This is a genomic window from Vibrio sp. RM-41-2B (genome assembly GCF_024744415.1).
Taxonomy (GTDB): domain Bacteria; phylum Pseudomonadota; class Gammaproteobacteria; order Enterobacterales; family Vibrionaceae; genus Vibrio; species Vibrio diabolicus.
The window spans coordinates 85,839-111,291 of record NZ_JAMQWD010000007.1 but is presented as its reverse complement, the minus strand read 5'-3'; the positions used below and the strand labels follow the sequence as shown (position 1 = coordinate 111,291).

Genomic DNA, 25,453 nt, shown 5'->3' with positions numbered 1-25,453 from the left:
AGGGAGTGCTGAATGATGTACTCTGGGCTATTGTCACTGGCGTTATCACGGGTCTTTGGTTTGACAGTATGACGTTGGGGAGCGTCATAGGATGGCCATTGTGACAAACATAATAAGTGCTTCACTCGCTGGTATCTTTATCCCTGTTATTTGAGATACGCTAAAAATCGACCCTGCATTATCAGTTTCTGTCATATTGACTACAGTAACGGATGTGGTTGGTTTCGTCGAATTTTAGGCTTAGGTACACTATTTTTAATATAAATCTTCGCGTACAACTTTAGTTATTTTCGGCGGGTGCTCTGACGTTGAAAAAAATAGGTGTTGCCAACAGCGGACACCTATTTAGGGGGACGGAGTTAGTTGTGTATGATGATCGCACCTCGTTTATTGAGTCATACCCATCCGCATCTAGAGGTTTTTAATAGATTATCAGCTATCAATAATCGAACATCTAGAGATGTTGTTTTGATTAAACGGTCGCGTGACCAAGCATCTAGCGTGGTTTCATGATTGAGTTAGTGTCGAGCATGAGGTAATTGGGCTAACAGGTTTGCAAGATACGCAATACTTCAAGTAATTTATGTGCTGCTAATTTAGCGAAACGCATGACACGTTTCTGTCCGTGCGACGTGAAGTCGCATGAAGCTCTGTTCACCGCGATAAGAGTGAACCGTTTGTATCACCAGACGACCCTAAGGCTCTGAATAAAGCAGCGAGCCTGACAATGTAACGAAGTTTGGAATTGTGCCAAACGGGAGCAAAACCGTGAGGGGATGCTCCTCCTGATAACCACGAATTGGGTGAGTGCTAGGGAATCAGTATGATGAATGAAAGTGAATCCATGTAAGGTGCGTTATGCGTGAAGCAGCGGAAGTGGTTAATACGCTGTAGCCAAACGGCTAAGGGAGTAGGAAAGAGGTTGGACAGTGCTCTTTCGTGATCGACAGGCTCCCCGCATTATAGTGGACATCTACCCTGATATTGCGCGACATGCGGAACACGGTAAGCCAGTATCGTTCCTTCGGGAAAGCTGTCTGTGAAGAGAGCCGATAGCGGTGCTGGTAACGGAGGTTGGAAAAAGCGAATGCTGCAGATACAGACGGATGTCTGACACGAAAGTGTGCCCACTTCCAACTGGTCTCCCATTGCAAGATGATTTGGAAAACTTTATTTAAGAAGGAACGCAGATGATCTCTTCTCATGAAGTGAGTGCCCCTTCTGGCAGCGCCCAATGGCAATCCATCGACTGGAAAGCGGTTGAGCGCCATGTGTTAAGGCATCCAGATGCGCATTGCAAAAGCAATCCGAGAAGGTAAACACGGTAAGGCGAAAGCACTACAGTGGATACTGACTCACTCGAAAACAGCAAAGCTTCTCGCTGTTCGTCGAGTATCACAAAACAAAGGCAGTAAAACGCCAGGAATTGACGGCGACACCTGGAACACCGATGCACGTCGAATGGCGGCAGTCAGTTTACTGAGCAGAAAAGGCTATCGGGCCAAACCGCTCAGAAGAATCTATATCCCAAAGAAAAACGGCAAGCTTAGACCATTAGGTATCCCGTGTATGATAGACCGAGCGCAACAAGCGTTACATCTTCTAGCACTAGAACCTATATCTGAAACAATTGCCGACCCTAACAGCTATGGTTTTAGACCCAATCGAAGCGCAGCCGATGCAATACAGCAGTGCTTCAAATGCCTATGCAAAAAGGGAGCAGCACAATGGGTTCTTGAGGGGGGATATCAAAGCTTGTTTTGACAAGATAGGTCACCAGTGGCTACTTGGATAATATCCCGACAGACAAAAGGATGCTCAAGCAATGGCTGGGATGTGGCTATATAGACAAGGGGCTGTTCTACAAAACGGCAGAGGGAACACCACAAGGCGGGATAATTTCACCCACCCTGATGTTGCTTACTCTTGTCGGACTAGAAAAGTTAACTAAGTCTATCGCTCGCAAAACAGGCAGCAGAGTAAACTTTATAGGTTATGCTGACGACTTTGTTATCACAGGATCTTCAAAGGAAGCCCTTATGAATGACATTAAGCCGCAACTGATGGCTTTCTTACAAGAAAGAGGCTTAACGCTTTCTGAAGAGAAAACGCATGTGACTCATATCAATGATGGCTTTGACTTTCTTGGTTTTAACGCCAGAAAGTACAAAGGGAAATTGCTCATTAAACCGAGCAAGTCCAACGTATTATCATTCTTACGAAACATGCGTGACCTCATTAGAAAACACGCAACAATCCCAGTAGCCGATCTCATCAAGATGATGAATCCGAAACTACGAGGATGGGCGAATTACTATCGCCATTGTGTTGCTAAACAAACCTTCGGCTATGTTGGCCACCAGATGTTTCTAGCGTTATGGCGATGGTCAGTCAGGCGTCACCCAAACAAGGGGCGCAAATGGATCGCACATAAGTACTTTCTAAACTATCAAGGGCAATGGATTTTCCATGGCTGGTTTAAAAAGGATGGACTGTATGGCGTGATCCGACTGTTTCAAATCGGTCAGATGCCAATTAAGCGACATGTAAAAATCATGAGTCAAGCGAACCCGTTTGATCCTTTTTGGGAAGGTTTTCTCAATGAACGTAAGGTGAAAAACACAGGTCGTAACTCATGGTTTGACCCTGTCGCCACTGCTTTGTGAGTTGCTGGGTTACAATAACGCCTTAGTGGAGGCTTGAGCCGTATGCAGTGAAAGTTGCACGTACGGTTCTTAGGAGGGCGGCATCTGGTAACAGGTGTCGCCTATCCGACAAATAACGTTCAGAAAAAACTGTATGGTTCGATGGAGGAGTTACAAAAAGATCTGGACGAATGGATGGACTACAAAAATCATCGTACTTATCAAGGAAAAATGTGCTGTGGCAGAATGCCAATAGAAACATTAGAGGATGGGAAATCAATCTGGACTGAAAAGAATCTAGCCCAGACGTAATTTGACAGGCACTGAGTCGAAAAGTGTGTAACTGTCAGATCATGTCTGAACTATTACAGTTTAGTTGATCACTACGGTGCTAGCTGTTACTTTCCTTCTATTATTCCTGATTATGGTTTTTTTTGAAAACAGTTCTGTCAATTATTGCCTTTGTCACTTCCTTATTTTCATCCGAACTCTTTTCCTTTATCGTGTTGACTTGTTTATGCCTCTTTCAAAGTTAAAAACAGGCTTCATTGTTGTATCGAATATCTGTTTGCAATAATTACTCTAATGATACCGTAGATTTTAATCTGACGTACCATTTTTTTACTATGCTCCTCCCTGTAAGTGATTGATTTAATAGATAATAAAATTTTAATCAAGAAATGCATATCTATTATTTACACATAGTGTATAGTATCTGAAGCTCAAACAGTGAGCTATTGATAATACATTTAGTTCAAGATCTTCTCAGTTTTTATTCGATTAAGTTCGTCATATCTATCCTGCGATACCTTTTTCTTCATTCCTTATTTAGTAGCTTTCTTTTTTATTAATTCAATGTGTCGAGATATATTATGTCAAATAAAACAACTGGATCAGTAAAATGGTTTAATGAAACTAAAGGTTTTGGATTCATCACTCCAGATGACGGTGGTACTGACCTATTCGTTCATTTCAGATCAATTGTTGAAGAAGGTTTCAAAACATTATCTGAAGGCCAAAAGGTTTCTTTTAATGTTGAACAAGGTAACAAAGGCCCACAAGCTGACAACGTTACTTTAGTATAAGAATTATTTAAAAGATCTCTTCGTTAGTCGAGGTCTTTTTTGTTTAATTTTAATAATCAGCCCGATGACTCTAAAAAATAATCTAAAATAATATTGGTATTTCTTGGTCTGTTACCAGAAAATAGGTAAAAAATGATGTACTAAAAAACCATGTTCTTACTAGGTAAAATACCAGCTTCTTTGACCTCTATTTTCATTTTGTGAACTTGAAAATCAAAGATTCATACGTGAGGTTTCGGAGGCATTTTTGTACTCATATCAAAGAAGGAGGCTATCCTTTGAAAAAACCATCGATTAAGAGTAACTCAAGAGTGGTAAAAAATAAAAGATCTAGTACAAATGATAATTATAATAGTATTCATAAAATTAGAAAAAAAATTGAAGATATATTGTTAGAACGAGAAGAAAAAAAACTTTGGGATTTATAAGGTAAGTAGTTATATGAGAAAACCAGTAAGAAAGAAATCGATAAAAAAAACGCAGAAAAACAACTTCGAAGAACGATTTTCTATGATGGTAAAAGAATATCAAGAAGCTAAAGAAACTCTAGAATCTATGGAAGTAGGTTCAAAAGAATATATGGTTCAAAATAAGTTATGCGATAAATTATTTTCAAATGCTGAACGATACATTAATAAAAATTAACCATTTGAAATAGTTTCGTCTACTCTATATCAAATTTACCCAAACTTTTTCTACTAAGAATTACGACCTCTCTTACCTCTTTTAGTATTGATGTCTTAAGTGTTACACTGGTGTTGAACATAAAGTTACGTAAGAGAGGCGGGGTTGTTGAGCACTTTTATCATGGCCTAGGTTTTACCAACTTGAGCAAGTTTCTTGAGCTTAGTTTCTCCCCCAGCAACTACTTCACTTGATACATGGCTGTTTCGGAGAGTGAGCACTTGCCATAACCATAGCGCTTTTTCCACTTCCTATTTGAACCGTAGAGCTTCTAGCAATGCGAGGATCTCCATGTGCCCTTTCGTTTGTGCTGGTGTCTACGACTAAATGTAACTTGCGCCAGATTTTACGTTTTCTTTCAGTTGACCTTCCATTCATCATAAACCTGACCCCGGTAGCAACAATGGCTAGATGTTCTATTACGCCTCTGGTTTCATACTTCTCTACAAGGCTCGTTCCGTTGTAGAAAAACTACCAAATCTGTCCTTATGCGGACATAAATAACCTATACTAATAGTTAAAGATGTATGCTCTCACATAACTACACGTCGCATAACGCTAGTGATAAAAAGAGCCTAGTAATTAGGGGTTACTGTAGAGCTGAGATATAGTTAGAAATCATACAAGCTAATAATTTCTGATTATATTAGAAGTTTAAATAGACCGTCCCTATCCTAAGGCAACACTTAGTAACTAATCGTAAACTGCACACAATTTACTCTAGTTGATTAAGCGCTACCTACCTCATTCAATTTTGCATAGGTCAAATTCCTTACCTATAGCCGGAGGGCATGCTCATGCTCCCAAGTAACAATTCTTCAGGAAACCCCTGGGGCGGAGGTCAGCAAGATCCTCCACATTTGAAAAAAGCTTTTCATACTATTCTTCAGCACTTCAAGAAAATTCTTATCGGTGGCGGACCGTCGAGCTTTTTTTCTCCATTTATTATTTTATTTTTAGTTCTCATTTTATGGTCAACATTTTATACCGTTCCAAGTGATTCTGTCGCTGTCATACAACGCTTTGGTAAGTATGTAAATAATGTTCCTGCGGGGCTCCATATCAAGGTTCCACTTGGTATTGACACGGTAAAAATAGTTCCAGTTAAACGTCAGCTGAAACAAGAGTTTGGTTTTACGACGCCAGGAGCTAATGATCCTCACCAAAGTCCCAGAGTGAACGATCGTCGCCAAGAGACACAAATGGTCACTGGTGATTTAAATGCTGCCCTTGTGGAGTGGGTGGTTCAATATCGAATTTCTGAACCTATTAAGTTTTTGTTCGAAGTCCGGGAACCTAGTGAAACGCTTCGATATGTTTCTGAGTCCGTAATGCGTGAAGTTGTCGGGGATAGAACTGTGGATGAAGTGATCACAATAGGCCGACAAGAAATTGAATATGAAGCGCTTTCAAAAATGCAGGCGCTCTCAACGAAATATGCCTTAGGAATCAGTATTGACCAAGTGCAATTGAAAAACATCAACCCTCCTCAACCTGTTCAGGCATCATTTAACGAAGTGAACCAAGCCCAACAGGAAAAAGAAAAGCTTATTAATGAAGCTCGTCGAGATTACAACAAAGTGATCCCTTTAGCTTTAGGAGAAAAAGATCAAAGGATCAGAGAGGCTGATGGTTATCGTTTAAAAAGAGTGAATGAAGCCGAGGGGGATACAGCGCGATTTAATGCACTATTGTTTGAGTACGTTAAAGCTCCAGAAGTGACCAAACGAAGAATCTACTTAGAAACCATGCAAGCTGTATTACCGAATATTCGGGCCAAAATTATCATTGATGAGCGAGCAAACAATATCTTACCTTTACTTAATCTCAATAAGACACAAGGAGATGCACAATGAAACCGAAAAAAATAGGAGTCATAACCGCATTAGTTTTATGTGTCTCTCTTGGTATATACAACGCACTTTACACCGTGAGTGAAGTACAACAGGTCATTATTACTCAGTTTGGTAAGCCAATAGGAGAACCTGTTGTGGATGCCGGGTTAAAGATAAAAATGCCATTCATTCATGAGATTAACACTATAGACAAAAGAGTGTTGGAGTGGGATGGCAACCCTTCCGATATGCCCACAAAAGATAAGCTGTATATTTCAGTTGATTTATTCGCTCGATGGCGAATAACCGACCCACTTCAATACTTTTTAAGAATCAAAGATGAGCGTAGTGCACAATCTCGTCTTGACGATATTTTAGGAAGTGAGACGCGAAATGCTGTCGCAAAGCATGAACTAATCGAAATAATTCGTACCAACAAAAACAGAAAACCGTTACGAGATGCCTTATTAAGTGACAGTGACGGAGAGTTAAAAATTGGCACCCTTGTTCCTATTAAAAAAGGGCGTCAACTAGTAGAACAAGAAATATTCTCTGCTGCGTCAGAAAAAATAAAGATATTTGGTATTGAATTGCTCGATATTCGCTTCAAACGTATTAATTACAATGAAAGTGTTCGCCCTAAAATTTACGAACGAATGATTAGTGAACGTCGGCAAATCGCGGAACGTTTTTTATCCGAAGGGAATGGGGAAGCAGCGAGGATTCGTGGTGACCGCATCAGAGATTTGAATAAAATCCAGTCTGAAGCCTATCGTGAAGTCGAAGAGATTCGCGGACAAGCTGATGCCAAAGCCGCCGAAATTTATTCGTTAGCTTACAATAAAAGCCCTCAAGCGAGAGACCTTTATGAGTTCACGCGAACAATGCAGTCTTACTCAACTATCATTTCAGAAAATACAACGCTTGTTTTATCTACTAACAGTGACATATTCAGGTTTCTCAATAGCATTGAAGGTAACTTAATACCTACAGTTGAAAACAATGAGTAAAAAAATCCCAATAGTACCAACTAATCCGACTCGATTACCCAAAGAGTACATTGATTGGGTTGCTCAACCAGTAAACCGTTTTATACATATTGAATCCGCAGCAGGCATTGTTCTATTTGTTTCAGCAGTACTTGCTGTTTTACTTGCCAATTCAAATCTAAGTGAAGAGTTTGCTCATTTTTGGCAGATTTCGGTAGGGATTACTTTCGGTGATTTAGTCTTTGAGCGTTCTTTACACAAATGGATAAACGATGCTGGAATGACTTTGTTTTTCTTTCTCATTGCCTTAGAACTTAAGCGTGAGTTGGTGCTGGGTGAACTTCGTAATCCAAAATTAGCTGTACTTTCCATTGCTGCCGCTCTTGGTGGGATGTTGTTACCTCCTCTTTTCTATTTATTTATCCAATTTGGTGAGCCAGGGCATCATGGTTGGGGGACTGTGATGGCGACGGATACCGCATTTGTAATCGGGTGCCTAGCACTCTTAGGACGAAGTATTCCGAGTAGCTTACGAATATTCATGTTATCAATGGCCGTAGTCGATGATATTGGCGCAATCTTTGTTGTGGCTATTGGTTATGGTAATGACATTGAATGGCGGCCCGTGGTTTATGCATTGATAGGTTTTATTATTGTTCGAGGTATGAGCTTCTTGGGAGTTCGCAGTATTGTACTCTTCTCTCTTGTTGGAGGAATGATATGGTTGTCGGTCGACATGTCTGGTATACATCCGACAATTACTGGTGTGATTCTAGGCTTATTAACCCCCACAAATAAGTGGGTCAGCAAGCAACACCTCTCCACTATTGTGGACTCAATAGTGGCATCATCTCCTATGAAGCAATGGAGCGGAGATAAGATTGAAGGAGAGACTTTAAGGACAGCTGCTGCGGCGGCCCGTGAAACGCTTTCACCGGTCGAGCGCTTAGAAATGTTACTTCATCCTTGGGTCGGGTTTATCATTTTACCACTATTCGCCTTTGCTAATGCTGGGATTTCACTAACCAGTACGAACGCGACTTCTCCAATTACTTTTGCTGTCTTTTTGGGTTTTGTTTTTGGCAAGCCTATAGGTATTGTGCTGTTCAGTTGGATATCCGTAAGACTCCGGTTAGCCATGCTTCCAGAAAATATGAATTGGGGAATGATTTTTGGGGGGGGGATGTTGGCTGGCATTGGCTTTACGATGGCCTTGTTTATCTCAGAGTTAGCCTATAGCCCTGATCAAATTAATGCAGCAAAACTTGGAATTTTCTCAGCTTCCATCTGTTCAGCTTTACTCGGTCTCACTTTTTTACGGTATTTCTCTGTAAGAGAAAAACAGAACAACATCTGAATCTGAAATGTATAGACAGTCTGCGGTGAAAAACTACCGCAGACTGCTACCCCGTAATCTAAGACGCGAGACTTCACTATGACATTTTAGGAATATTAGCTGTCAGCTGCTTCAGAACATATTGAAGAATACCCCCCGAGTTAAAATACTCCAGTTCCTTAGGGTTATCTATACGAGCAGTAACAGGTATGGTGAGCTCAGCACCTTGCGCTGTTACTACGATAATATTGAGCTCCAATAACGGCTTAATAGGTTCGTGGGGGGCAATAAAAACAGTCTCATTACCCTCTAAAGTCAGTGAATTTAATTCATCTGGTCGCATCAGTTGAAGAGGCAGTATGCCCATACCGACTAAATTACTACGATGAATTCGCTCAAACGATTCCGCGATGACCGCTTTCACATTCAATAACAAACAACCTTTTGCCGCCCAGTCACGACTAGAGCCTGAACCATAGTCTTTGCCAGCAAATATTACCAACGGAACGTTAAGTTCGATTGACCTCCTGCTGGCGTCGTAAATAGGAATGATGGGAGGAGCTTTCTCAGTGGTTGACATGTTACAGTCATCCAGTTTGGTATCGCCATAACATCGCGTGACACCGCCTATCGTCGGTAAGGCGATTTTGTTTTCCAAACGTACATTTGAAAAAGTCCCACGAACCATGATGTGATGATTTCCTCGGCGTGAACCATAACTATTAAACTCTTCGGGTGTGATGTTTTTTGAAAGTAGATATTGACCCGCCGGACTATGCTCTGAAATGCGGCCTGCTGGTGAAATATGGTCGGTCGTAATTGAATCCCCCAAAATGGCTAATACACGCGCTGATTCAACAGGAAAAGTCGGCGGTGGTACTTCCAAAAAAGGAGGGCGTTGTATGTAAGTGGAGCCTTCGTCCCAAGGGTAGCAGGGGCTATCTTTCATTGACAATTGCTCCCACTCTTCATCACCTTCAGTAATGTCGCTGTAACTCAATCTAAAGTGGCTCTCATGGACTTGATTTAGCATTTCATCTAGCATGGCTTGGCTTGGCCACAGATCTTTTAGATAGACGGGCTCGTTGTTAGTATTGAGCGCAATTGGGTCTATTTCTAAGTCAATACAGGTCGTACCCGCTAACGCAAATGCGACGACTAAAGGTGGCGAGGCAAGCCAGTTTAGGCTAACAGAGGGGTGTACTCTACCTTCAAAGTTGCGATTACCTGATAATACCGCCGATACATTCAGGCTGTTTTCCAAGATCTCAGTTTCAAGATTGTTTTTTAATGGGCCAGAGTTACCAATGCATGTTGTGCAACCGTATCCAACTCGATGAAATCCCAATAGGTCGAGGTAGTCTTGCAAACCCGTATCATTGAGATATCGAGCGACAGCTAATGAACCGGGGGCGAGAGAAGTTTTGACGTAGCTAGGAATGGTTAACCCTTTTTTAACTGCTGCCTTAGCCACCAAACCCGCAGTCAGCATAACAGCGGGGTTTGACGTGTTAGTGCACGAGGTGATAGCTGCAATGACGACATCACCATTATGTAAGGGTCTGGATGAGCCTGGCTGGCTTGAGTTTGCGGCACCTTCAATAGCACATTGGTCAAGAGTCGCTTGCTTAATGGCGCTGATATTAAGTCTGTCTTGAGGTCGTTTGGGCCCTGCTATTGAGGTACCGATAGCAGATAAATCGACTACAACATTTTCGTCATACTCTGGTGAAGGGCGGTTTGTATCCCACCATAGATCTTGCTCTAGAGCGTACGCCCGCACTCTATCAATCAGTGAAGAAGGGCGGTTTGTCAGGGTTAAATAGGCGATAGTATTTTCATCAATTGGGAAAAATCCGCAAGTGGCTCCATACTCTGGTGCCATATTGGCAAGCGTTGCTCGGTCTGCCACCGATAGAGTTGCTAAGCCGTCACCATAGTACTCAACGAACTTACCAACCACGCCATGAGACCTTAACCTTTCTGTGATCGTCAAAACCAAATCGGTCGCAGTCACACCGGGACGCAATTGCCCATCAAGACGTACTCCGACAACTCGTGGGATAGCGATATTTAGTGGCTGACCAAGCATTGCAGCTTCGGCTTCTATGCCTCCCACTCCCCAACCCAACACGCCTAACCCGTTTATCATAGTGGTGTGGCTATCGGTTCCTATTACCGTGTCTGGTGTTAACACTCTTTTTTCGTCTTCGCGCACAACTTGAGATAGATATTCCAGATTAACTTGATGGCATATCCCCTTACCGGGAGGGATCACTGTCAAGTTACGGAAGTTCTTTTGTGCCCATTTTAGAAATGTATAACGCTCTCTATTTCGTGCCATTTCATGTGCGCGATTTGTTTGTATCGAAGATTCTGAACCTGATTGATAAACAATTAACGAATGGTCTATGACAAGATCAACCGGACATTTAGGCGTTACATAACTCGGATCTCCGCCTTCTTGAGCTACTGCATCTCTTATTGCGGCTAAATCGACTAAAGCAGGTATCCCAGTATAGTCCTGCATCAGTACTCTACTAGGATAGAAACTTAATTCTGATGAATTACCGTTGCTCTCTGAGTCGAGAGCCTTATTTTTAAAGAGCAATGCTTCAATAATTTGAGATGACTCTTTTAAATCAGAGGTTTGTCGCATTACATTTTCAATAAGCAGACGTTTAGTTACGGGAATTTTGGACAGGTTTACTTGATAATCTTGGGCAAGTTTTTTTAATGACCAGTATCTGTATTCTGTACCTTTTAAATTCAGTGAACTTAGATATGTTTGGCGCCATGTTTTCTCGTTGGTGGGTATCATGATTTGTTTCCTTTCAATGATGGTTGACCTTTATAAAAGGCACCTCCTTGTCATAGACTGTTTTCTGGGACACTTTTATATTTCCCATATCCAAATAGCTTTGATCAGCTGAAAATCTATAACCTGAAAGGACCAGAGTTGAATTTCGAAAAGAAGGAAGAAGTTGGAATGGACTTTTACCATCAAACAATAACTAGACAAAAAATGAAGGCAAAGCTTTTGATTGCTATGCCTTCAGCCGTATCTAGATGAGAGCCACGTTTGTTGCGTGCGGTCCTTTCTCACCTGGTTCAACTTCAAAACTTACTTTTTGCCCTTCCAACAGGGTCTTAAACCCATCAGACGAAATCGAACGGAAATGGACAAAAATATCCTTGCCATCACTATCTTTGGTGATAAATCCAAAGCCTTTATTCTCGTTAAACCATTTTACTGATCCAGTTTCTCTGTCAGACATATATACCTCGACTAATCCTATAGGTTAAGGCTCTGGTAACTAGAGCTATTTCATAGTCACTCAAGAGGGCTGTCGCAGAAGTTAAACGAAAAATTTCGAAAATAACTGTGAAAGGAAACTTGTTTTATAATGAAAAAATAACTCAAATTCGCGGAGCTACTTTAAGTATAAGTCTTAAATTGAAAATAGTTAGTTTAGTCTTCGGTCATATTTTAATTTGGCTGTAAGGTTATGATTTTAAAAAGCATTAGTAAGTTTCCAATGCATTCGCTAACAAAAAACGACTTTATGCCGACTGCGAGCAAATAGCCGAAGTTGCAACTAGCTAGTTTTTGCGATACTTACAATGCTAATTTAACTAGTGCTACTCACTTTTGTCTATTTTATGCTGACTTGTGTAGTATCATTGTTTATTTCATAGCCAACGTGGATGCGGTGCGAAATTCAGTCAACCATCAAAATAGGATTATATGTGAGCAAATTACCTAACCCGACACAAAAGCAGAAACAACTTGGTCTTAATCCGAAAGGAAAAAGGATTAAATGGATACCAGAAGAGCTTAAGAGAAAGGATGTCCGCAAACGAACAGAAGATATTGAGGAACAAAAGAAGTGGAATAAGGAATGGGGATTGTGAGTTCAAGAAACCTCTCTGAACTTATCAATACGACACTCCTCATGCATTCTGAAAAACTGAGTAACTTGGAAAGAGACATGCTTTCAGGTTTACTCGACCAACTCAACCGTGAACAAGCTTTGACAGACAAACAAATTAAATTTTGTCAAAGGCTAGTACGAAAAACTAAGCAAGCCTGTGTATTTATTGATGACACTCCAAACGAACCGTGATTGCTCGGCAATATCAGTCTTCGATGTTATCAACCCAGCCTTGTTCAAGCATCAATCGAGTCAGAACTTTATCCATTAAATCTTTGATTTCAATTTGGTCAGTACCCTCTGGTGCATGATGCTCTGCGGAACGCTTTGCGTTGGTTAGACTTTTCATGAATATAGATTCGCTATCCATTACGGCGTGTTTCGCGTTGAAGTAAGTGACCTGGTAGGTCGGCATAGTATAATTCCTTTTGTGGGGGGGCGTGAAGATGTGATGTATTCAATATAGCACTTTTTCATGCTTGAGCGTTCTAACTAACTTCGCCTTCTGGGATCAAACTGACTAACCAAGCAGCTGATTATCAAGAAATATGAACGCAAAGTCTACTTCTCCGCCTTTCAATATTATGATGCTGATCGACTCTCGCTGTACTCTCCAAATCCACATACCAACGCGCACTATGACTGACATTTGTCATCGCCCACCATTGTTTTAACAACTCAATGCCGCTCTCTTCAAGATATGATGCCCTGTCCAGACATGTCGTTGGTGTAGACTGTGTTTAGGGATTATCTATTGAAGACAAGGTCTTTCTATGGGCAAATATTGAGCATGCCGTGATCTGAAACGCCCATACTTTTTCCAATACTTAATAAATATCTTTCGACAATAAACTATAGGTCATAAGCAAGCCTATCGATCTCTAACGACTAATAAAATAATATACACACTTGCACAATCGTGCATGTATGTATATTATCCAAAATCTCTTTTTACTTGCTAGAGATTACAATTTTGGATACTAAATTACTTATTGCGTTCAACGAGTTCTTTTATGTAGCGAAAGGCTTAGTTCTTATCATCGCCATCGTGTCACTTTTAACCGGCATCATGCGCGAATACATCCCCCAAAAAAAACTCCAATCAGCGCTGACCAAACACGATAAATGGGGAACCCTTTTGGGTACACTGTTTGGCATGTTAACCCCATTTTGTAGTGCTGCGGTTGTTCCTGTAACCATGGCAATGGCATCAATGGGCGCATCCTTGGGTACAGTAATGAGCTTCATTATTTCTGCACCATTGTGTAACTTCATTGTATTAGCGATGGTGTATGCCACTTTCGGATTAAAGATCACTGTGGTGTACTTCTTGGTGACGTTCACCGCTGCGGTATTGGGTGGCTACGTGATCTCCAAGTCGCCTTGGAAAAATGAAATCAAGCGTGCCGATGAATTAGAAGACAACAAAAGTAAAGGATGCGGCAGCAACACTTCTACTTGTGGCGCAGCACTTTCTTCTACCTCAAGACCGCGCAATGCAATGGCTGGAGCTTGGTCTTTATTCAAACGAATAATCCCATACGTATTGTTAGGTGCAGCGATCAGCGGATTCTCTGCGGTTTACCTACCAGCGGACTTAGTAGATAAATATGTGGGTGGTGATAGCTTCCAATCTATCGTGGTGGCTTCATTTATTGGTATCCCGCTTTACCTACGTATCGAGATGGCGATCCCGCTACTTAACGTGTTAATAGCTAAAGGAATGGGCTTAGGGGCCGCATTGGCACTAATTATTGGCGGTACAGGTGCCAGTTTGCCTGAAATCGCGTTAGTATCTGCAGTTCTAAAAAGAAAAGCAGTAATCGCGTTTGTAGGGATAGTCTTAACGACAGCGATCATTGGGGGCGCTATCTTCCAATACGTTGTGTAAAATCGGTTACTCTGAACAATATAAAACTCGCGCCACTCATCGAGAGTGGCGCCAATCAGTTGAAAGGGTAAAACCATGATGGATGAAAAATACATTGATTCGTTAAAAGCCTTATCAGAACCAAATCGATTGCGATTGTTCTGGTTGTTCCTGCATGTTGATGAATGCATGGCAGTAGCTGAAGCAATGGACATCATTGGTGAAACTCAATACAACGTATCTCGTAATCTTAAAATACTTTACAAAGCTGGCCTCCTGAACCACGAGAAAAAGGGGAAATGGGTTTTCTACACTTTAAAAGAGCAAACCGCCCCGCATTGTCAAGCCTTGGTCGACTCGGTAAGACATTTACCCGAAGACGATTTCAAGGAAGTGGCCAAACGCTGTCTTATTCGGTTATCAATGAGAGTAGACGGCGAATGTGTTATTGGCCCAGATAGCGAGATATGGCACAGCAAGATTAGCTAAATCAAGATAAAGGGGGGCCTAATATTGGTATCCCCTATGAGAATAGAGGTGTGAAGTATGAATACATACACTCAACAAGAGCTTGATTCAGTTCTTGAGCAACACAAACTGTGGTTAGACAAGCAAGGCGGTGAGCGTGCACAATTATGTAATGCCGACCTAAGCAATCGTACAATTAAAAATGCTGATTTGCGTTGCGCCAATCTCACCCGCACCAACTTCAGTGGCGCCAATTTATCAGGTACGAATATGAATGAGGCTGACATTACTTATGCCAATTTCAGTCACGCTAACCTGAACAACGCAACGTTCCGCGATGCGGATTTGAGAAACGCAGACATGAGTTATGCACAAATGAGTAAGGTCGATTTGTATCGTGCGGATCTATTTCGTACTGATTTTGATCACGAAAATATAAGTGATGAGGCATTTAACCGTGTTGATCAAAGTAATACCATCATTGAACTACGTAACCCAAACCAGCAGTGCTTCACCACATAAAAGTTACTCTGATCATCGAGTTACCTATGGATGTGTTCCGCATAGTAGTACCACCTTTAATGGCTAGGGTGCTCCCTGCGAAAGAGCAGGGAGGGGAATAGCCAAAGGTGCGATAGCGCCTTAATGCGGTCTATCCTGTTGCTCGATGTACTGACGAATAACAGTTAGTGGCGCACCTCCACATGTTCCAGCAAAGTAAGACCGACTCCAAAGCACATTCTTACCAAACGCTCCTGCTACATCATTAAATTCCCTGCGAATCCTGCGTGAACTGGTTGCTTTTAACGAGTTCACCAATTTTGCAACGCTAGGTGTATTCGGAGATGTTGATATTAGCAAATGAACATGGTCAGGCTCTCCGTTAAATTCCTTTAGCTCCGCATCAAAGCCCAAACAAAGCTCCCTGAAAGTCGCCTCAAGACTTTGTAGATGCAAATCTCCAAACACTTTCTTTCTGTATTTTGTCACGAAAACGATATGTAAATGCAGTGAATAACAACTATGCCTACCCTTATTAAAATTATCGCACACTGATATTGTCTTTTGTATGTAAGTTGATAATATAAATATATTATCAAGATTCACACTGATTGTCATGTTAATACGCAAAGCATACAAATTTCGGTTAGAACCTACCGCTACCCAAGCGGCTAGACTTGCTGTGCTTTGCGGTCATGCTCGATTTGTGTGGAATCAAGGCTTGCGCCACTGCTTAAACAAGTTGGACTCTGGCGAGAAGATCCCGAACTACGCTGAACTGTGTAAGCAACTCACGCAATGGAAGAAAGAAGACGATCTTGCTTGGCTCAAAGAGGCATACACTGACAATCTACAGCAAAAGCTCAAAGACCTTCATACGGCTTGGATGCGATGCTTCGACAAGTCATTAGCTGCTGATAAGCCTAGATTTAAAAATAAAGGCAAAAACCAAGATTCAGTGCGCTTTGTTAACTTCAACAAATACTGCGAACTAGATGGTAAGCGTGTAAAGCTACCGAGCAAGCTTGGCTGGCTGAAGTTTCGCAAATCACAAGAAGTACAAGGCAACATTAAGAACTGTACTGTTAGTTTTAAGTCTGGTCACTGGTATATCTCGTTCCAAGTTGAGCAAGAAATTGATGAACCTAAGCATACCTCTAGCTCTGCCGTTGGTATTGATATGGGTGTTGCCAAGTTAGTCACATTGTCAGACGGCTCATATCTAAAACCGCTTAACGCATTCCGTAAGCATGAAAAGCGCTTAGCTGTCGAACAGCGCAAGCTATCAAGAAAGGTTAAGTTTTCTGCTAACTGGCAGAAACAGAAAGCCAAAATTCAAAAGCTACACACTCTCATTGCGAATTGTCGCAAGGACTACTTACATAAAGCCTCACATCAAATCAGCAAGAACCACGCGATGATAGTGATTGAGGACTTACGTGTATCAAACATGTCTAAGTCAGCAAAAGGCAATGCAGAAAAGCACGGTAAAAACGTGAAAGCTAAGTCAGGGCTGAACAAATCAATACTTGATCAGGGTTGGTATGAGTTCAGAAGACAACTAGAGTACAAGCAATTATGGAATGGTGGTTTAGTTGTCGCTGTGCCAGCGCAATACACAAGCCAAACCTGCCCTTGTTGCAGTCATGTATCGAAAGATAACCGTAAAACTCAATCTCATTTTGAGTGTATTAAGTGTGGTTACACCAACAATGCAGATATTGTTGGCGCATTAAATATTTTAGAGCGGGGACACCGCTTGTTAGCCTGTGGAGAGTCGGCGTTAGCCGCTTGATGAATCAGGAACTTGCACCTAAAGCAATTTAGCGTGCGCCCATGTAATGGGAATCCCCTAGCGAATCAGCTAGGGGAGGATGTCAATTAGGCGCAGGTCAGTGGTGGTCGGTTCCAGTTTCAGTATTGATTGGTATCCCTCTGTATTCTAATGCGACGGGGGTGATTCCTATCATGGAGAGTCTACTGAGAAATGGTCTTCCCATTAGTACGACATTAGCGTTTTGTATGAGCACTGTCGCTGCGAGTATCCCTGAATTTGTCATGCTGAAACAAGTGATACAATGGCGGCTTACTGGGATTTCTTTTTGGTCTACTGCTAACAGCGTTTACTGTTATGGGGTGGATATTTAACTTACCATTCTGGCAATTTTAGGGGATAGAAATGAAAGCATTTAAGAGTGATTCCCCACGCTTGGCATTTTTAGTTTGGGTCAAGTTTAGTGTTTACGGCGTCCAAGTTAAGTGTCGTGATTGCGTGGCTGGCGTTATATGCCCGTAATAAGAAAGTCGATAGCAGAGATGATCTCGTCTCTAAAAGTGCTTAGATTGCTTACAGGTTCTCTTAGAATTTTGGTTGGTACACTTGCCATTTGATGCGTCAGAATTACGAAGTCACCTTCATCAATATGGATTATGGGGCATAGATGACTGGGTGCTTTTTTCTCTAACAGCTCAATAGGCGTCAACGGAATAACTAACCGAGTGTTCAATGTATCCAGCAATCCACTTTGAACGTCAACAAAGTATGGATATGCGGTTGCAGTGTTTTTATCGTTGTTTTTGTATAGCGAGAATTGTGACATTAGAATACTCGGTAAGAATCAGAAAATAGTCCGTGATTTTCAGTTAGCTCGTTACAAGCATTAATGGCCTCAGAATTTTGCTTTAACCATTCAGCTTTAAGGCGTTGACGTACTTCTTTTTCAAGTGCCTTTTCCATTGTTGCCGAAAGGTTTATATTTAAGCGTTTAGCCTCCGCAAGTAACTCACTGTTTAAGCTTAAGTTTGTAGCTTTCTTTGGTGCTTGCGTACTATATGCGTTTCTCATGATAGTAACCTGTGCGTATTGTGTGTGCGCATAAATTATAGGTGCAATACAAGCATATAACAAACTGTTCGAGATGACTTCGTAACACTTGGCGCTTTCACTCCAAGCCAGTTTAGTGTTTATGACACAATTGTTTAACTAAGGTATTAGCGTGGTTGATACCTTTACAGGGCATTATGATCCACAAGGTAGCGAACATCAGAAGTAAGGTAGTTTGTACTAAATTACGGTATTATGTGTAATTAATCAAAATGTAGCTACTTATGAACATACCCACCTTTTCTACACCAGCTTATTCCTCAAATATATCTTGTTCTAACTGTAAAGCATGCTGTTGTCGGCTTGAAGTAATGATCATTTCTGATACGGGAGTACCAGAACAATTCATCAAACGTGATCAGTATGGTAGTGAGGCAATGCTGCGTCTAAGTGATGGTTGGTGTGCTGCTTTAGATAGAGATAGCTTAATGTGCAAAATTTATGAAAATCGTCCTTGGATATGTCGCGAGTTTGAAATGGCTTCAGATGAATGTTTGGATGAGCGAGATAAGTTCATATAAATCATATTGCTAAGGTTTGTTTTGTTCGTAAAATTAATCGCTCAAGAATGATTCGGCACACGCGGCAATTTCAATATGCGTTTGATGTTTATAATTAAGGTGCTGCAATATTACGTTACTTACTCTTAAAATTGGGTTCGAGCTCAATCCAGTAAAATAAAGCTTTAGAAGCAGATAGCATTTCTTACTACTCGCAACTTGAGGAACGAGAAATGAGCTAACCTGTAAAAGATTATGTTTTTTACATCGAGACTACTTACATGTTGGATTACGAGATAGACGAAGCTTGGTAACAAGTTTCGCTTGCTTGACTTGACAAAAAAATTCTTATGAGACAGCTCAACCTAATACACTTGAATTTTAAGAGTAAAGGTATCTTGAAGTTGTGAACTTTATATGTTCGCTAAGTCTGAATTAAGTTACAACGAACCTAAAGTAAATGACACATTAAATTGATCGAGTCAGTTGACCTTATGCACCTCAGTTCTATTTCTACCGTTATGTTTTGCCTGGTAAAGCGCATCATCAGCACCTTTAAGAATAGCGTTGATCGGTTCTCTTTCTGCAAACCATTGAGACATGCCGATAGAAATAGTCACGTGACCTACAACATCAAACTCGTTTGAATCAATGGCTTTTCGGATTCTCTCAGCAACGTATTCAGCTTGACGTATGTCAGTTTTAACTAAAAAGACCATAAACTCCTCTCCGCCAGAGCGGCAGACAATATCCATCTCTCTCGCCTGAGCCTTGATAATATTTGCCACACTGACAAGTAAGGCATCACCGGCATCATGGCCAAAGGTATCATTGACTTTTTTGAAATAGTCAACATCCAGAGCGAGCACAGAAAATGGAGTGTTTTGTATACGCAAGTTATCAATGGCTTTATCTAAACCTCGACGGTTTAACAGCCCAGTCATTGAATCCGTTAAAGTATCGATATGCAGTTGGTCAATGGTGTTGGATACAATGTTGAATGCGCTGAGAAATGAACACTTTAGATGTGAAGCTTCAAAATACCAAGGTTTAACTTCATTTAAGTCTCGTATAGCAGAAGTACGGTTTTCAAAGCTTTTGACTACATTAGCTAGCTGCCACAACGGTTTTGAGATAAAAGCCGCAGATATCCAAATAACTAAAAGCGTGATGGCTCCAATTGGAAAAGTTTCTACAAGCACATCCCACATTTGGTCGTTAAGTACAGAAAAAGTTAAGCCTTCTGATTTCTGTGCAACTATCCCCCAACCTGAAGCATTAACTGGTGCGTACCCAGTAAGCATATCAATACCCTTGGAGTTAATGATGGCTTTACCACCTTTATTTCCCTGAATAACATCATTTATCGCGTCATTATTAACAATGACTTCTCCCACTCTTTGCCGATCAGGGTGATAGATCAATGTCTGATTCTTATCCACAACGTAGAGGTATGACCCATCTCTATAGCTATGTTGCCCAAGTATGCTCATTAACATGTTCTTCTTATCGAGATAAATAGAGCCACTGACATATCCTAAATACTCTTTTTGTTCGGAGAAAATAGGGTGGGAAATACTTATCAGATAATTACCTGCAGGAGATACGAAGGGATCAGTCACGATTGGAGACTTAGCTTTCAATGATTGTAGCGAACTTTCACTTGTTAATTGGACACCTTTCACTTGTATTGCTTCAGGTGAAACGGCAACAATAATTCCCTTCGCATTGACGATGACTACAGAGTTAAAGGCATTGGTTTGGAGCCTCAACCGATCCACTTCTTGTTGCAACTCATCTGTATCTCGCACCTTGCTTCTAAGCATAAGTGCGCTGTACTCCAATTGTGATAGTGCTGATTCAATGAAAGTGTCCGTCATTCTGGCCATTTTTTCAGCATAAACACGATTGGATTCAATGGTGTTAGTGACAGTTAGTTCACGTTGAACATGATATATGGAGTAAAAAGCGTTTAGAAGGGTGACCATCATACTAAAGATGCTTAAAAATAGTATCAGTTGTCTTAAATTTAACTTATCTCTCAGCCGCTTTGATTCACCCAGGTATTCCATAAATTAAGTCATCCATTGGTCTATTAAAAGTGATTCTACTCGTAACTGTAAATCGATTAAATCCAGTTTGAACAGATTTGACAGTTCAGCCATGTTTGATATGCAACTTCCTTATTAGCTTATATATTTCTTGAAACTCATATAAGCAACATAGATGGTAAACATACAGCAACTAAGCTCTAGACCTGAACAATATTAGGATGGGGGCAATTAGAGGTTCTTGTTACGACGAAACGTCAACTTAATCCGTAAAAGCATGTGTTTAATATGTTGTTTTGAAAATCTAATTGATATATTGCTAGCTTGATATGCAATGTGGTGATAGTTTACTTATTTAAGTATGCTCTTAACCTTGGGCAGTACACGAGTATTTTGTGGTTTATATGAAAAAAAACTTTCTCAGCTCCGCTAAGATCGTTTTGTCCTACTTTGCATTCGCGTCAATGTGGGTATTGTTCTCAGACAAAGCGGTAGAGCTCCTATCTAACAATCAACAAGTATACACCTCGGTTCAGTCACTAAAAGGAATGCTATTTGTTGTGATCACCTCTTTCTTGCTATGGGGGCTGATAAAAAAGAACAACAGGTATATTGAACGAGCCAATGACATTGACTATGTAACCGGTTTACATAGCCCCTACGTCTTTTTTCGCTATTTGGAACAAAAGTTTCGTAATACAAAAAAGGATGAACATTATGTTTTATTTCTTCTCGATATAGACAATTTTAAGCCCGTTTCCGACCGAATCGGTTTTGTAAAGAGTAATCTGTTTCTAAAAGATATCGCACAATCGATTAACTCTTCTACCGTTTCTCCACTTTTCTCTTCAAGGGTGCATTCTGATGGATTTGCTTGTTTGATTCGTATGGAAAGCGAAAGTCAAGTTGATATGCACTTAGCACTTATTCAAAGGCAGTTTAAGCAGAACTCAAAACGTCATGGTATTGATTTGACATGCTCCATTGGTGTTGCGCTTTATCCATTTGATGGGGAAAGTGTAAAACAGCTCATGTCGTCAGCTAAATATGCACTTGCTCAAGCAAAAATCACGAAAAATACTGTCTGCTACCACGACAAAGAGCTCGCTAAACATGAGCTCCAGAGACAGCAGATGACTTCAGACTTACGTAACGCAATACGACAAAACCAAATACAGATTGTTTTTCAACCAAAGTATTGCCTTAAAGATAAGAGAGTCGCTGGAGTTGAAGTGCTCTCTCGATGGAAACACCCCGAATATGGAGATATATCTCCTGCAGTATTTATCACACTGGCAGAAGAGAACAATCTCTGCAGCGCTCTAACAGAACTAGTCCTCAAGCAAGCATCAAAGCAACTTAGAGAAACTCAGCTTCTAGGACGAGCCATTCAAGAGGTATCAGTGAACCTTTCTGCTACTGAGCTAAATAGCATTGAAGATATGCATCGTATCGAAAATTACTTAAAAAAAGATCTTGATTTTGCACAATACCTCTGCTTGGAAATCACAGAGACAGCAACGTTAAACGATGTTGATCAATGCGCAAGTCTAGTCAGAGAACTCAAGAAATCTGGTGTAAAGTTCTCTATTGATGACTTCGGTGTTGGCTATACCTCATTTGCAATATTCAACAAGTTGGATGTCGATGAAATAAAAATAGATCGAAGCTTCATTAAAAACATCGCTATTGATTATCGCTCAAGAGCGATCACTTCCGGCATCGTCAACATCGCAAAGGGATTTGGTATTCAAGTCGTTGCTGAAGGGGTAGAGACCCTTGAACAGTTGTGTGTTCTAGAAGAGTTAGATTGTGAGCTAGTTCAAGGGTTCTATTTAAGTTGTCCAATCCCCATTGCTTTATTGGATAGAAAATTAAATAACATCGCAAATGTTATATATTAAGATGTTGTATTCCACTCTCTGCTCTTTTGCAGGGAGCACCCTAGCCATTAAAGGTGGTGCTGCATTATGTGGTGAATTTTCTACTTAAGTAATTTGTTAAAATCACGCATTGGTATGCAGATATAAATCACGCCCACATTCGCTGTGCCATAGCCAACGGCTTTATGTACGTACCACCACACGGTTCGTAATCCCTCGGCGTTTTCTTCATCCCATTCCAGTACACTACCAATAGGAACATGGTGCGAAGCAATACGCAGCATTAGCGGTTCTAAGGACTCGCCAAGGTTTTCGTCGCCATCGTCCATCATGAAAAAGTTCTCTTGCTCATCTGGACAAGCTAATAAAGCCACCAGCTCTGGCTCACGATAAGTAAGCGTGTCTTGGTTGGTTTCTAGCTCTAACACTGACTCGCTTTGGTAATTATCATCCGTTGGTTCCAGTTCTGGATCCGCAGGGCGATAAAGGGACGCTTCAAAGTGATCAGGTGATAGTTTGATGGCCTTAATCCAATCATCCCTTAAAACACGGTTAAAGGGCACATGGCCTTGGTATCGAGCCTTTCTTACTACAGGTTTAACTGCGTCACTCATTTGATGATTCTCTCTAATCTGCTTGGTGTTACGTTCATCAATTTTGCGAAGTTGGTCAGAGCTTCACTCTTAGTCTTTCCTTGCAGCTTGTAGCCGTCATGGAAGTTCTGGAAGCCGACCTTAATCATATCGATATAACCTTTCTTCTCGTTGGACTCCTGACGCAGTTTGCGCGCTTGGCGCTTAATAGTTTCGCTTTCCCGTTTCTGTTTGGCGATCTGTTTTTCCATTGCGTTCTGAGCACGTAGATATTTCGCGTGTTCGCGCGTAGCTGCGGCCTTATCCACCATTGTTTTACGGTTGCGAGCGGCGGCTTTCTTCTCTTTCTCGTTGAGCAAGTACGTTTTGTTATCTGAGCCAAAACCAACACGGCGCGCTTGCTGTTTCATTTGGTTGGCCAAGATGCGTTGCCATGCCAGTGATTGCAGCATGGTTGTTGCCTTAAGGACGTGTTTACATGCCACACCGGACAATTCAGGGTTTCGGATTTTCGGGAATGCAAACTCTTTAGGCGGCGCTATACAGTAGTTACCCATAGTGGCCAAGTATCGATACCAATACTGGTGACGTCCGCAGTCGCAATCAAAGGAAATACGGCCAGCACACGCCAGTTGCACCGCTTGGTTGTAATCCCCATTAGGCGATTCGTGTAGTAGTTCATCCCACTGCTCAAGACGCACTTTTACTCGGTGTTCTTCATGTCTAGACACGCTTGAGGCTCGGACACGAATAAGCACGATATTGTTCTTAATGCCGATCAACGTGGCCTTGTGAATACCCGTACCGTCATCGACACGGTTGTTAGCGCGGTCTATGTCAATTTGACGCGAGTTCTTCACCAAAAAGGCGTAGGTGATACCCGCTGTCTTACTGTCATAGACCTCTTTGTGTCGCTGGCGAGCCTTGTCGAACTTGATCAGGTCTTCTTTGGTAAACCGTTGCCCTTTAGCCTTTTCGCCTAGCGCTTTTAATGCCTTATTAGTTGGCTTGGCCAGCGTTGAGGCGGTCAGCGTTCGCTTGGCATTGCGGCGGTTTTTCTTTTGCGCCCGTTCAATCTTGTTGAATAGCTGGTTGAACTGTCTCTCATTGAGGCCAAGGCTGGCAAATGAGCCGTTATCCCGTTTCTCCGCTTCAAACTTCTTCGGCATAAGTTACAGCCCCATTTCGTCCATGAATTGACGCATGGAACGACGCACCCAAGATGCTGGTGGCAGTTTGATGGTTTCGCCAACAGGTAGCGGATTCATTGGGTCGTCTACGTCACAGACCAGACTTACCAGCCAATCAAGCTCAACCGTGGCGTAAGCTCTGTAAGAGACAAGATCCGCACGATAAACCTCATCAAGTCGAATGGTGTACTCAAACAGATCGGTATTGCCCGAACGGTTGACGTATTCCATGACGATGGCAAAGAAATGCGCCCGTAGAATATCGTCCTCGATGTTCTCTGCTGAGAGGCGGGATAACTTACTCATGATCACCCCCCATACGATACTTACCGTCTGCGATTAGCCCCGTTTTTGCCTTGAACAATCCCATTGCGCGCGAGGCCATTCCTGGCTCTTTCTTGGGCTTACGTAACAGGCCAAACAAGCTCTTAAGCGTTACCGTGTCGCCGATACTGTCTTGTGTAGCTGCATAGACCACAAACATGAGCGCGTAGGTATCAGGGCGCAGTTCTGACCAGTCAATGTTGTACGTTGGTTTACCATCCGTTCCCCGTACTTCTTCTACGATGGACGGCGACACTTCGAAGCGGCCACCAGCGTTAGGCGGGTAGGTGATAGCACTTAGGGATGTGAGATAGTTATAGGCTTCCATTGCCGACACAATGATCGGTCTGCCTTTTGCGTCCAGTTCGGACAGGCGAACGGCGCGCCCATACTTCGAAAAGTAGGGCGTAACCTCGTCCACCAGCACAATAAAACCGCCTTTTTTGAGCTTTTCTAGCTTCTTAGGCAAGGTAAGTTTGAGGCTCATTAAAGAGCGCTCTAATTGCTGGCATTCGATGATATGGAGTTGGCCATCATCCACACCAGCAAGCATAAGCCGTGGCTGGCCGGATGATAGAGTGAGTACAGCTATGCGCTTTCGTGCCATGTTGTGACCTCTAAGCGCGCTTTTTAAGATGGGGAATCTTGGTCAGTTTAACACCATTAACCAAGCTTTTTTA

At 41.7% G+C, this 25,453-nt stretch carries 24 protein-coding genes and 3 pseudogenes; 15 read left to right on the top strand and 12 right to left on the bottom strand.

Annotated elements, in window-relative coordinates; translation table 11 throughout:
• The first annotated feature begins 1,190 nt into the window (after window positions 1–1,190).
• The 4 genes and pseudogenes from ltrA to NB463_RS08135 all read left to right on the top strand — a co-directional run bounded on the left by ltrA (window position 1,191) and on the right by NB463_RS08135 (window position 4,375).
• Window positions 1,191–2,666, top strand: a pseudogene (gene ltrA, locus NB463_RS08150) (group II intron reverse transcriptase/maturase).
• A 120-nt stretch (window positions 2,667–2,786) separates the two neighbouring features.
• A pseudogene (locus NB463_RS08145) lies at window positions 2,787–2,957 on the top strand (IS481 family transposase); the annotation flags it as partial.
• Window positions 2,958–3,517: 560 nt separating this feature from the next.
• Window positions 3,518–3,730: a transcription antiterminator/RNA stability regulator CspE gene (gene cspE, locus NB463_RS08140; RefSeq protein ID WP_033905381.1), complete on the top strand. Its 213-nt coding sequence runs from the start codon at window positions 3,518–3,520 to the stop codon at window positions 3,728–3,730.
• A 441-nt stretch (window positions 3,731–4,171) separates the two neighbouring features.
• Window positions 4,172–4,375, top strand: coding sequence for a hypothetical protein (locus NB463_RS08135; protein ID WP_033905382.1), 204 nt, complete (start codon window positions 4,172–4,174; stop codon window positions 4,373–4,375).
• Window positions 4,376–4,542: 167 nt separating this feature from the next.
• On the opposite strand, the pseudogene NB463_RS08130 reads toward NB463_RS08135, so the two are convergent.
• Window positions 4,543–4,855 (bottom strand): annotated as a pseudogene (locus tag NB463_RS08130) (hypothetical protein); the annotation flags it as partial.
• A 356-nt stretch (window positions 4,856–5,211) separates the two neighbouring features.
• Here NB463_RS08130 and hflK point away from each other — a divergent pair.
• Genes hflK through nhaA form a run of 3 tightly spaced genes read left to right on the top strand, consistent with a single transcriptional unit; the run spans window position 5,212 to window position 8,595 of the window.
• Window positions 5,212–6,270 (top strand): FtsH protease activity modulator HflK, encoded by a 1,059-nt coding sequence (gene hflK / locus NB463_RS08125; RefSeq protein WP_033905383.1) that lies wholly within the window; start codon window positions 5,212–5,214, stop codon window positions 6,268–6,270.
• Entirely contained in the window at window positions 6,267–7,259 is a 993-nt protein-coding gene (gene hflC / locus NB463_RS08120) for a protease modulator HflC (protein ID WP_074190782.1), read from the top strand. Before hflK ends, hflC begins: the two co-directional genes overlap by 4 nt.
• A complete protein-coding gene (gene nhaA / locus NB463_RS08115; RefSeq protein ID WP_170902614.1) occupies window positions 7,252–8,595 on the top strand; it encodes a Na+/H+ antiporter NhaA in 1,344 nt (447 codons plus the stop codon). The genes hflC and nhaA overlap by 8 nt, the downstream gene beginning before the upstream one ends.
• A gap of 76 nt (window positions 8,596–8,671) precedes the next feature.
• Here nhaA and acnA read toward each other — a convergent pair whose 3' ends face one another.
• Window positions 8,672–11,395 (bottom strand): aconitate hydratase AcnA, encoded by a 2,724-nt coding sequence (gene acnA, locus NB463_RS08110; RefSeq protein ID WP_042522702.1) that lies wholly within the window; start codon window positions 11,393–11,395, stop codon window positions 8,672–8,674.
• Between the two features lie 244 nt (window positions 11,396–11,639).
• Entirely contained in the window at window positions 11,640–11,852 is a 213-nt protein-coding gene (locus NB463_RS08105) for a cold-shock protein (RefSeq protein ID WP_005378997.1), read from the bottom strand.
• A 472-nt stretch (window positions 11,853–12,324) separates the two neighbouring features.
• On the opposite strand from NB463_RS08105, the gene NB463_RS08100 reads away from it, so the two are divergent.
• A complete protein-coding gene (locus tag NB463_RS08100; protein ID WP_165615989.1) occupies window positions 12,325–12,489 on the top strand; it encodes a hypothetical protein in 165 nt (54 codons plus the stop codon).
• Between the two features lie 225 nt (window positions 12,490–12,714).
• Here NB463_RS08100 and NB463_RS08095 read toward each other — a convergent pair whose 3' ends face one another.
• On the bottom strand, window positions 12,715–12,924 hold the full coding sequence (locus tag NB463_RS08095; protein WP_033905386.1) for a hypothetical protein: 210 nt from the start codon (window positions 12,922–12,924) through the stop codon (window positions 12,715–12,717).
• A gap of 558 nt (window positions 12,925–13,482) precedes the next feature.
• On the opposite strand from NB463_RS08095, the gene NB463_RS08090 reads away from it, so the two are divergent.
• The 3 genes from NB463_RS08090 to NB463_RS08080 all read left to right on the top strand — a co-directional run bounded on the left by NB463_RS08090 (window position 13,483) and on the right by NB463_RS08080 (window position 15,369).
• The gene (locus NB463_RS08090; protein WP_074190784.1) at window positions 13,483–14,400 is read left to right on the top strand and encodes a permease; all 918 of its coding nucleotides are present in this window, start codon (window positions 13,483–13,485) and stop codon (window positions 14,398–14,400) included.
• Window positions 14,401–14,475: 75 nt separating this feature from the next.
• Complete coding sequence (locus tag NB463_RS08085) at window positions 14,476–14,868, top strand: ArsR/SmtB family transcription factor (protein WP_033905388.1); 393 nt, start codon at window positions 14,476–14,478, stop codon at window positions 14,866–14,868.
• A 57-nt stretch (window positions 14,869–14,925) separates the two neighbouring features.
• A complete protein-coding gene (locus NB463_RS08080) occupies window positions 14,926–15,369 on the top strand; it encodes a pentapeptide repeat-containing protein (RefSeq protein WP_258430895.1) in 444 nt (147 codons plus the stop codon).
• Window positions 15,370–15,489: 120 nt separating this feature from the next.
• On the opposite strand, the gene tnpA is transcribed toward NB463_RS08080, so the two are convergent.
• Window positions 15,490–15,966, bottom strand: coding sequence for an IS200/IS605 family transposase (gene tnpA, locus NB463_RS08075; RefSeq protein WP_373921273.1), 477 nt, complete (start codon window positions 15,964–15,966; stop codon window positions 15,490–15,492).
• Between tnpA and NB463_RS08070 the strand changes: the two genes are divergently transcribed.
• Window positions 15,965–17,143: an RNA-guided endonuclease InsQ/TnpB family protein gene (locus NB463_RS08070; RefSeq protein ID WP_062865624.1), complete on the top strand. Its 1,179-nt coding sequence runs from the start codon at window positions 15,965–15,967 to the stop codon at window positions 17,141–17,143. The genes tnpA and NB463_RS08070 overlap by 2 nt on opposite strands.
• Before the next feature lie 125 nt (window positions 17,144–17,268).
• Window positions 17,269–17,496 carry a permease gene (locus NB463_RS08065; protein ID WP_230623503.1) on the top strand — a complete coding sequence of 76 codons (228 nt, stop codon included), beginning with the start codon at window positions 17,269–17,271 and terminating at the stop codon, window positions 17,494–17,496.
• Window positions 17,497–17,630: 134 nt separating this feature from the next.
• Here the strand turns inward: NB463_RS08065 and NB463_RS08060 are convergent, their stop codons facing one another.
• Together NB463_RS08060 and NB463_RS08055 are read right to left on the bottom strand one after the other, a co-directional pair.
• Window positions 17,631–17,948, bottom strand: coding sequence for a CcdB family protein (locus NB463_RS08060; protein WP_033905391.1), 318 nt, complete (start codon window positions 17,946–17,948; stop codon window positions 17,631–17,633).
• On the bottom strand, window positions 17,948–18,193 hold the full coding sequence (locus tag NB463_RS08055; RefSeq protein WP_033905392.1) for a type II toxin-antitoxin system CcdA family antitoxin: 246 nt from the start codon (window positions 18,191–18,193) through the stop codon (window positions 17,948–17,950). Before NB463_RS08055 ends, NB463_RS08060 begins: the two co-directional genes overlap by 1 nt.
• 263 nt (window positions 18,194–18,456) lie before the next feature.
• On the opposite strand from NB463_RS08055, the gene NB463_RS08050 reads away from it, so the two are divergent.
• Complete coding sequence (locus NB463_RS08050) at window positions 18,457–18,753, top strand: YkgJ family cysteine cluster protein (RefSeq protein ID WP_033905393.1); 297 nt, start codon at window positions 18,457–18,459, stop codon at window positions 18,751–18,753.
• Between the two features lie 461 nt (window positions 18,754–19,214).
• On the opposite strand, the gene NB463_RS08045 is transcribed toward NB463_RS08050, so the two are convergent.
• Window positions 19,215–20,804, bottom strand: coding sequence for a sensor domain-containing diguanylate cyclase (locus tag NB463_RS08045; RefSeq protein WP_017634112.1), 1,590 nt, complete (start codon window positions 20,802–20,804; stop codon window positions 19,215–19,217).
• A gap of 383 nt (window positions 20,805–21,187) precedes the next feature.
• Here NB463_RS08045 and NB463_RS08040 point away from each other — a divergent pair, with 383 nt between their 5' ends.
• On the top strand, window positions 21,188–22,687 hold the full coding sequence (locus tag NB463_RS08040; protein WP_258430894.1) for a putative bifunctional diguanylate cyclase/phosphodiesterase: 1,500 nt from the start codon (window positions 21,188–21,190) through the stop codon (window positions 22,685–22,687).
• Between the two features lie 80 nt (window positions 22,688–22,767).
• Here the strand turns inward: NB463_RS08040 and NB463_RS08035 are convergent, their stop codons facing one another.
• From NB463_RS08035 to NB463_RS08020, 4 genes are read right to left on the bottom strand one after another with little or no spacing between them, the layout of a single operon-like run.
• On the bottom strand, window positions 22,768–23,280 hold the full coding sequence (locus NB463_RS08035; protein ID WP_050550052.1) for a hypothetical protein: 513 nt from the start codon (window positions 23,278–23,280) through the stop codon (window positions 22,768–22,770).
• A complete protein-coding gene (locus NB463_RS08030) occupies window positions 23,277–24,428 on the bottom strand; it encodes a hypothetical protein (protein WP_042522703.1) in 1,152 nt (383 codons plus the stop codon). Before NB463_RS08030 ends, NB463_RS08035 begins: the two co-directional genes overlap by 4 nt.
• A 3-nt stretch (window positions 24,429–24,431) precedes the next feature.
• Window positions 24,432–24,755, bottom strand: a complete 324-nt coding sequence (locus tag NB463_RS08025; RefSeq protein WP_024703879.1) for a hypothetical protein — start codon at window positions 24,753–24,755, stop codon at window positions 24,432–24,434.
• A complete protein-coding gene (locus tag NB463_RS08020; protein WP_074190788.1) occupies window positions 24,748–25,380 on the bottom strand; it encodes a hypothetical protein in 633 nt (210 codons plus the stop codon). The genes NB463_RS08025 and NB463_RS08020 overlap by 8 nt, the downstream gene beginning before the upstream one ends.
• Window positions 25,381–25,453: the final 73 nt, after the last annotated feature.

Bases quoted from the DNA above. Each gene is read 5' to 3' on its own strand.
- cspE (WP_033905381.1), top strand. From the start codon at position 3,518: ATGTCAAATAAAACAACTGGATCAGTAAAATGGTTTAATGAAACTAAA.
- NB463_RS08135 (WP_033905382.1), top strand. From the start codon at position 4,172: ATGAGAAAACCAGTAAGAAAGAAATCGATAAAAAAAACGCAGAAAAAC.
- hflK (WP_033905383.1), top strand. From the start codon at position 5,212: ATGCTCCCAAGTAACAATTCTTCAGGAAACCCCTGGGGCGGAGGTCAG.
- hflC (WP_074190782.1), top strand. From the start codon at position 6,267: ATGAAACCGAAAAAAATAGGAGTCATAACCGCATTAGTTTTATGTGTC.
- nhaA (WP_170902614.1), top strand. From the start codon at position 7,252: ATGAGTAAAAAAATCCCAATAGTACCAACTAATCCGACTCGATTACCC.
- acnA (WP_042522702.1), bottom strand. From the start codon at position 11,395: ATGATACCCACCAACGAGAAAACATGGCGCCAAACATATCTAAGTTCA.
- NB463_RS08105 (WP_005378997.1), bottom strand. From the start codon at position 11,852: ATGTCTGACAGAGAAACTGGATCAGTAAAATGGTTTAACGAGAATAAA.
- NB463_RS08095 (WP_033905386.1), bottom strand. From the start codon at position 12,924: ATGCCGACCTACCAGGTCACTTACTTCAACGCGAAACACGCCGTAATG.
- NB463_RS08085 (WP_033905388.1), top strand. From the start codon at position 14,476: ATGATGGATGAAAAATACATTGATTCGTTAAAAGCCTTATCAGAACCA.
- NB463_RS08080 (WP_258430895.1), top strand. From the start codon at position 14,926: ATGAATACATACACTCAACAAGAGCTTGATTCAGTTCTTGAGCAACAC.
- NB463_RS08070 (WP_062865624.1), top strand. From the start codon at position 15,965: ATGTTAATACGCAAAGCATACAAATTTCGGTTAGAACCTACCGCTACC.
- tnpA (WP_373921273.1), bottom strand. From the start codon at position 15,966: ATGACAATCAGTGTGAATCTTGATAATATATTTATATTATCAACTTAC.
- NB463_RS08060 (WP_033905391.1), bottom strand. From the start codon at position 17,948: ATGTCACAATTCTCGCTATACAAAAACAACGATAAAAACACTGCAACC.
- NB463_RS08055 (WP_033905392.1), bottom strand. From the start codon at position 18,193: ATGAGAAACGCATATAGTACGCAAGCACCAAAGAAAGCTACAAACTTA.
- NB463_RS08050 (WP_033905393.1), top strand. From the start codon at position 18,457: ATGAACATACCCACCTTTTCTACACCAGCTTATTCCTCAAATATATCT.
- NB463_RS08045 (WP_017634112.1), bottom strand. From the start codon at position 20,804: ATGGAATACCTGGGTGAATCAAAGCGGCTGAGAGATAAGTTAAATTTA.
- NB463_RS08040 (WP_258430894.1), top strand. From the start codon at position 21,188: ATGAAAAAAAACTTTCTCAGCTCCGCTAAGATCGTTTTGTCCTACTTT.
- NB463_RS08035 (WP_050550052.1), bottom strand. From the start codon at position 23,280: ATGAGTGACGCAGTTAAACCTGTAGTAAGAAAGGCTCGATACCAAGGC.
- NB463_RS08030 (WP_042522703.1), bottom strand. From the start codon at position 24,428: ATGCCGAAGAAGTTTGAAGCGGAGAAACGGGATAACGGCTCATTTGCC.
- NB463_RS08025 (WP_024703879.1), bottom strand. From the start codon at position 24,755: ATGAGTAAGTTATCCCGCCTCTCAGCAGAGAACATCGAGGACGATATT.
- NB463_RS08020 (WP_074190788.1), bottom strand. From the start codon at position 25,380: ATGGCACGAAAGCGCATAGCTGTACTCACTCTATCATCCGGCCAGCCA.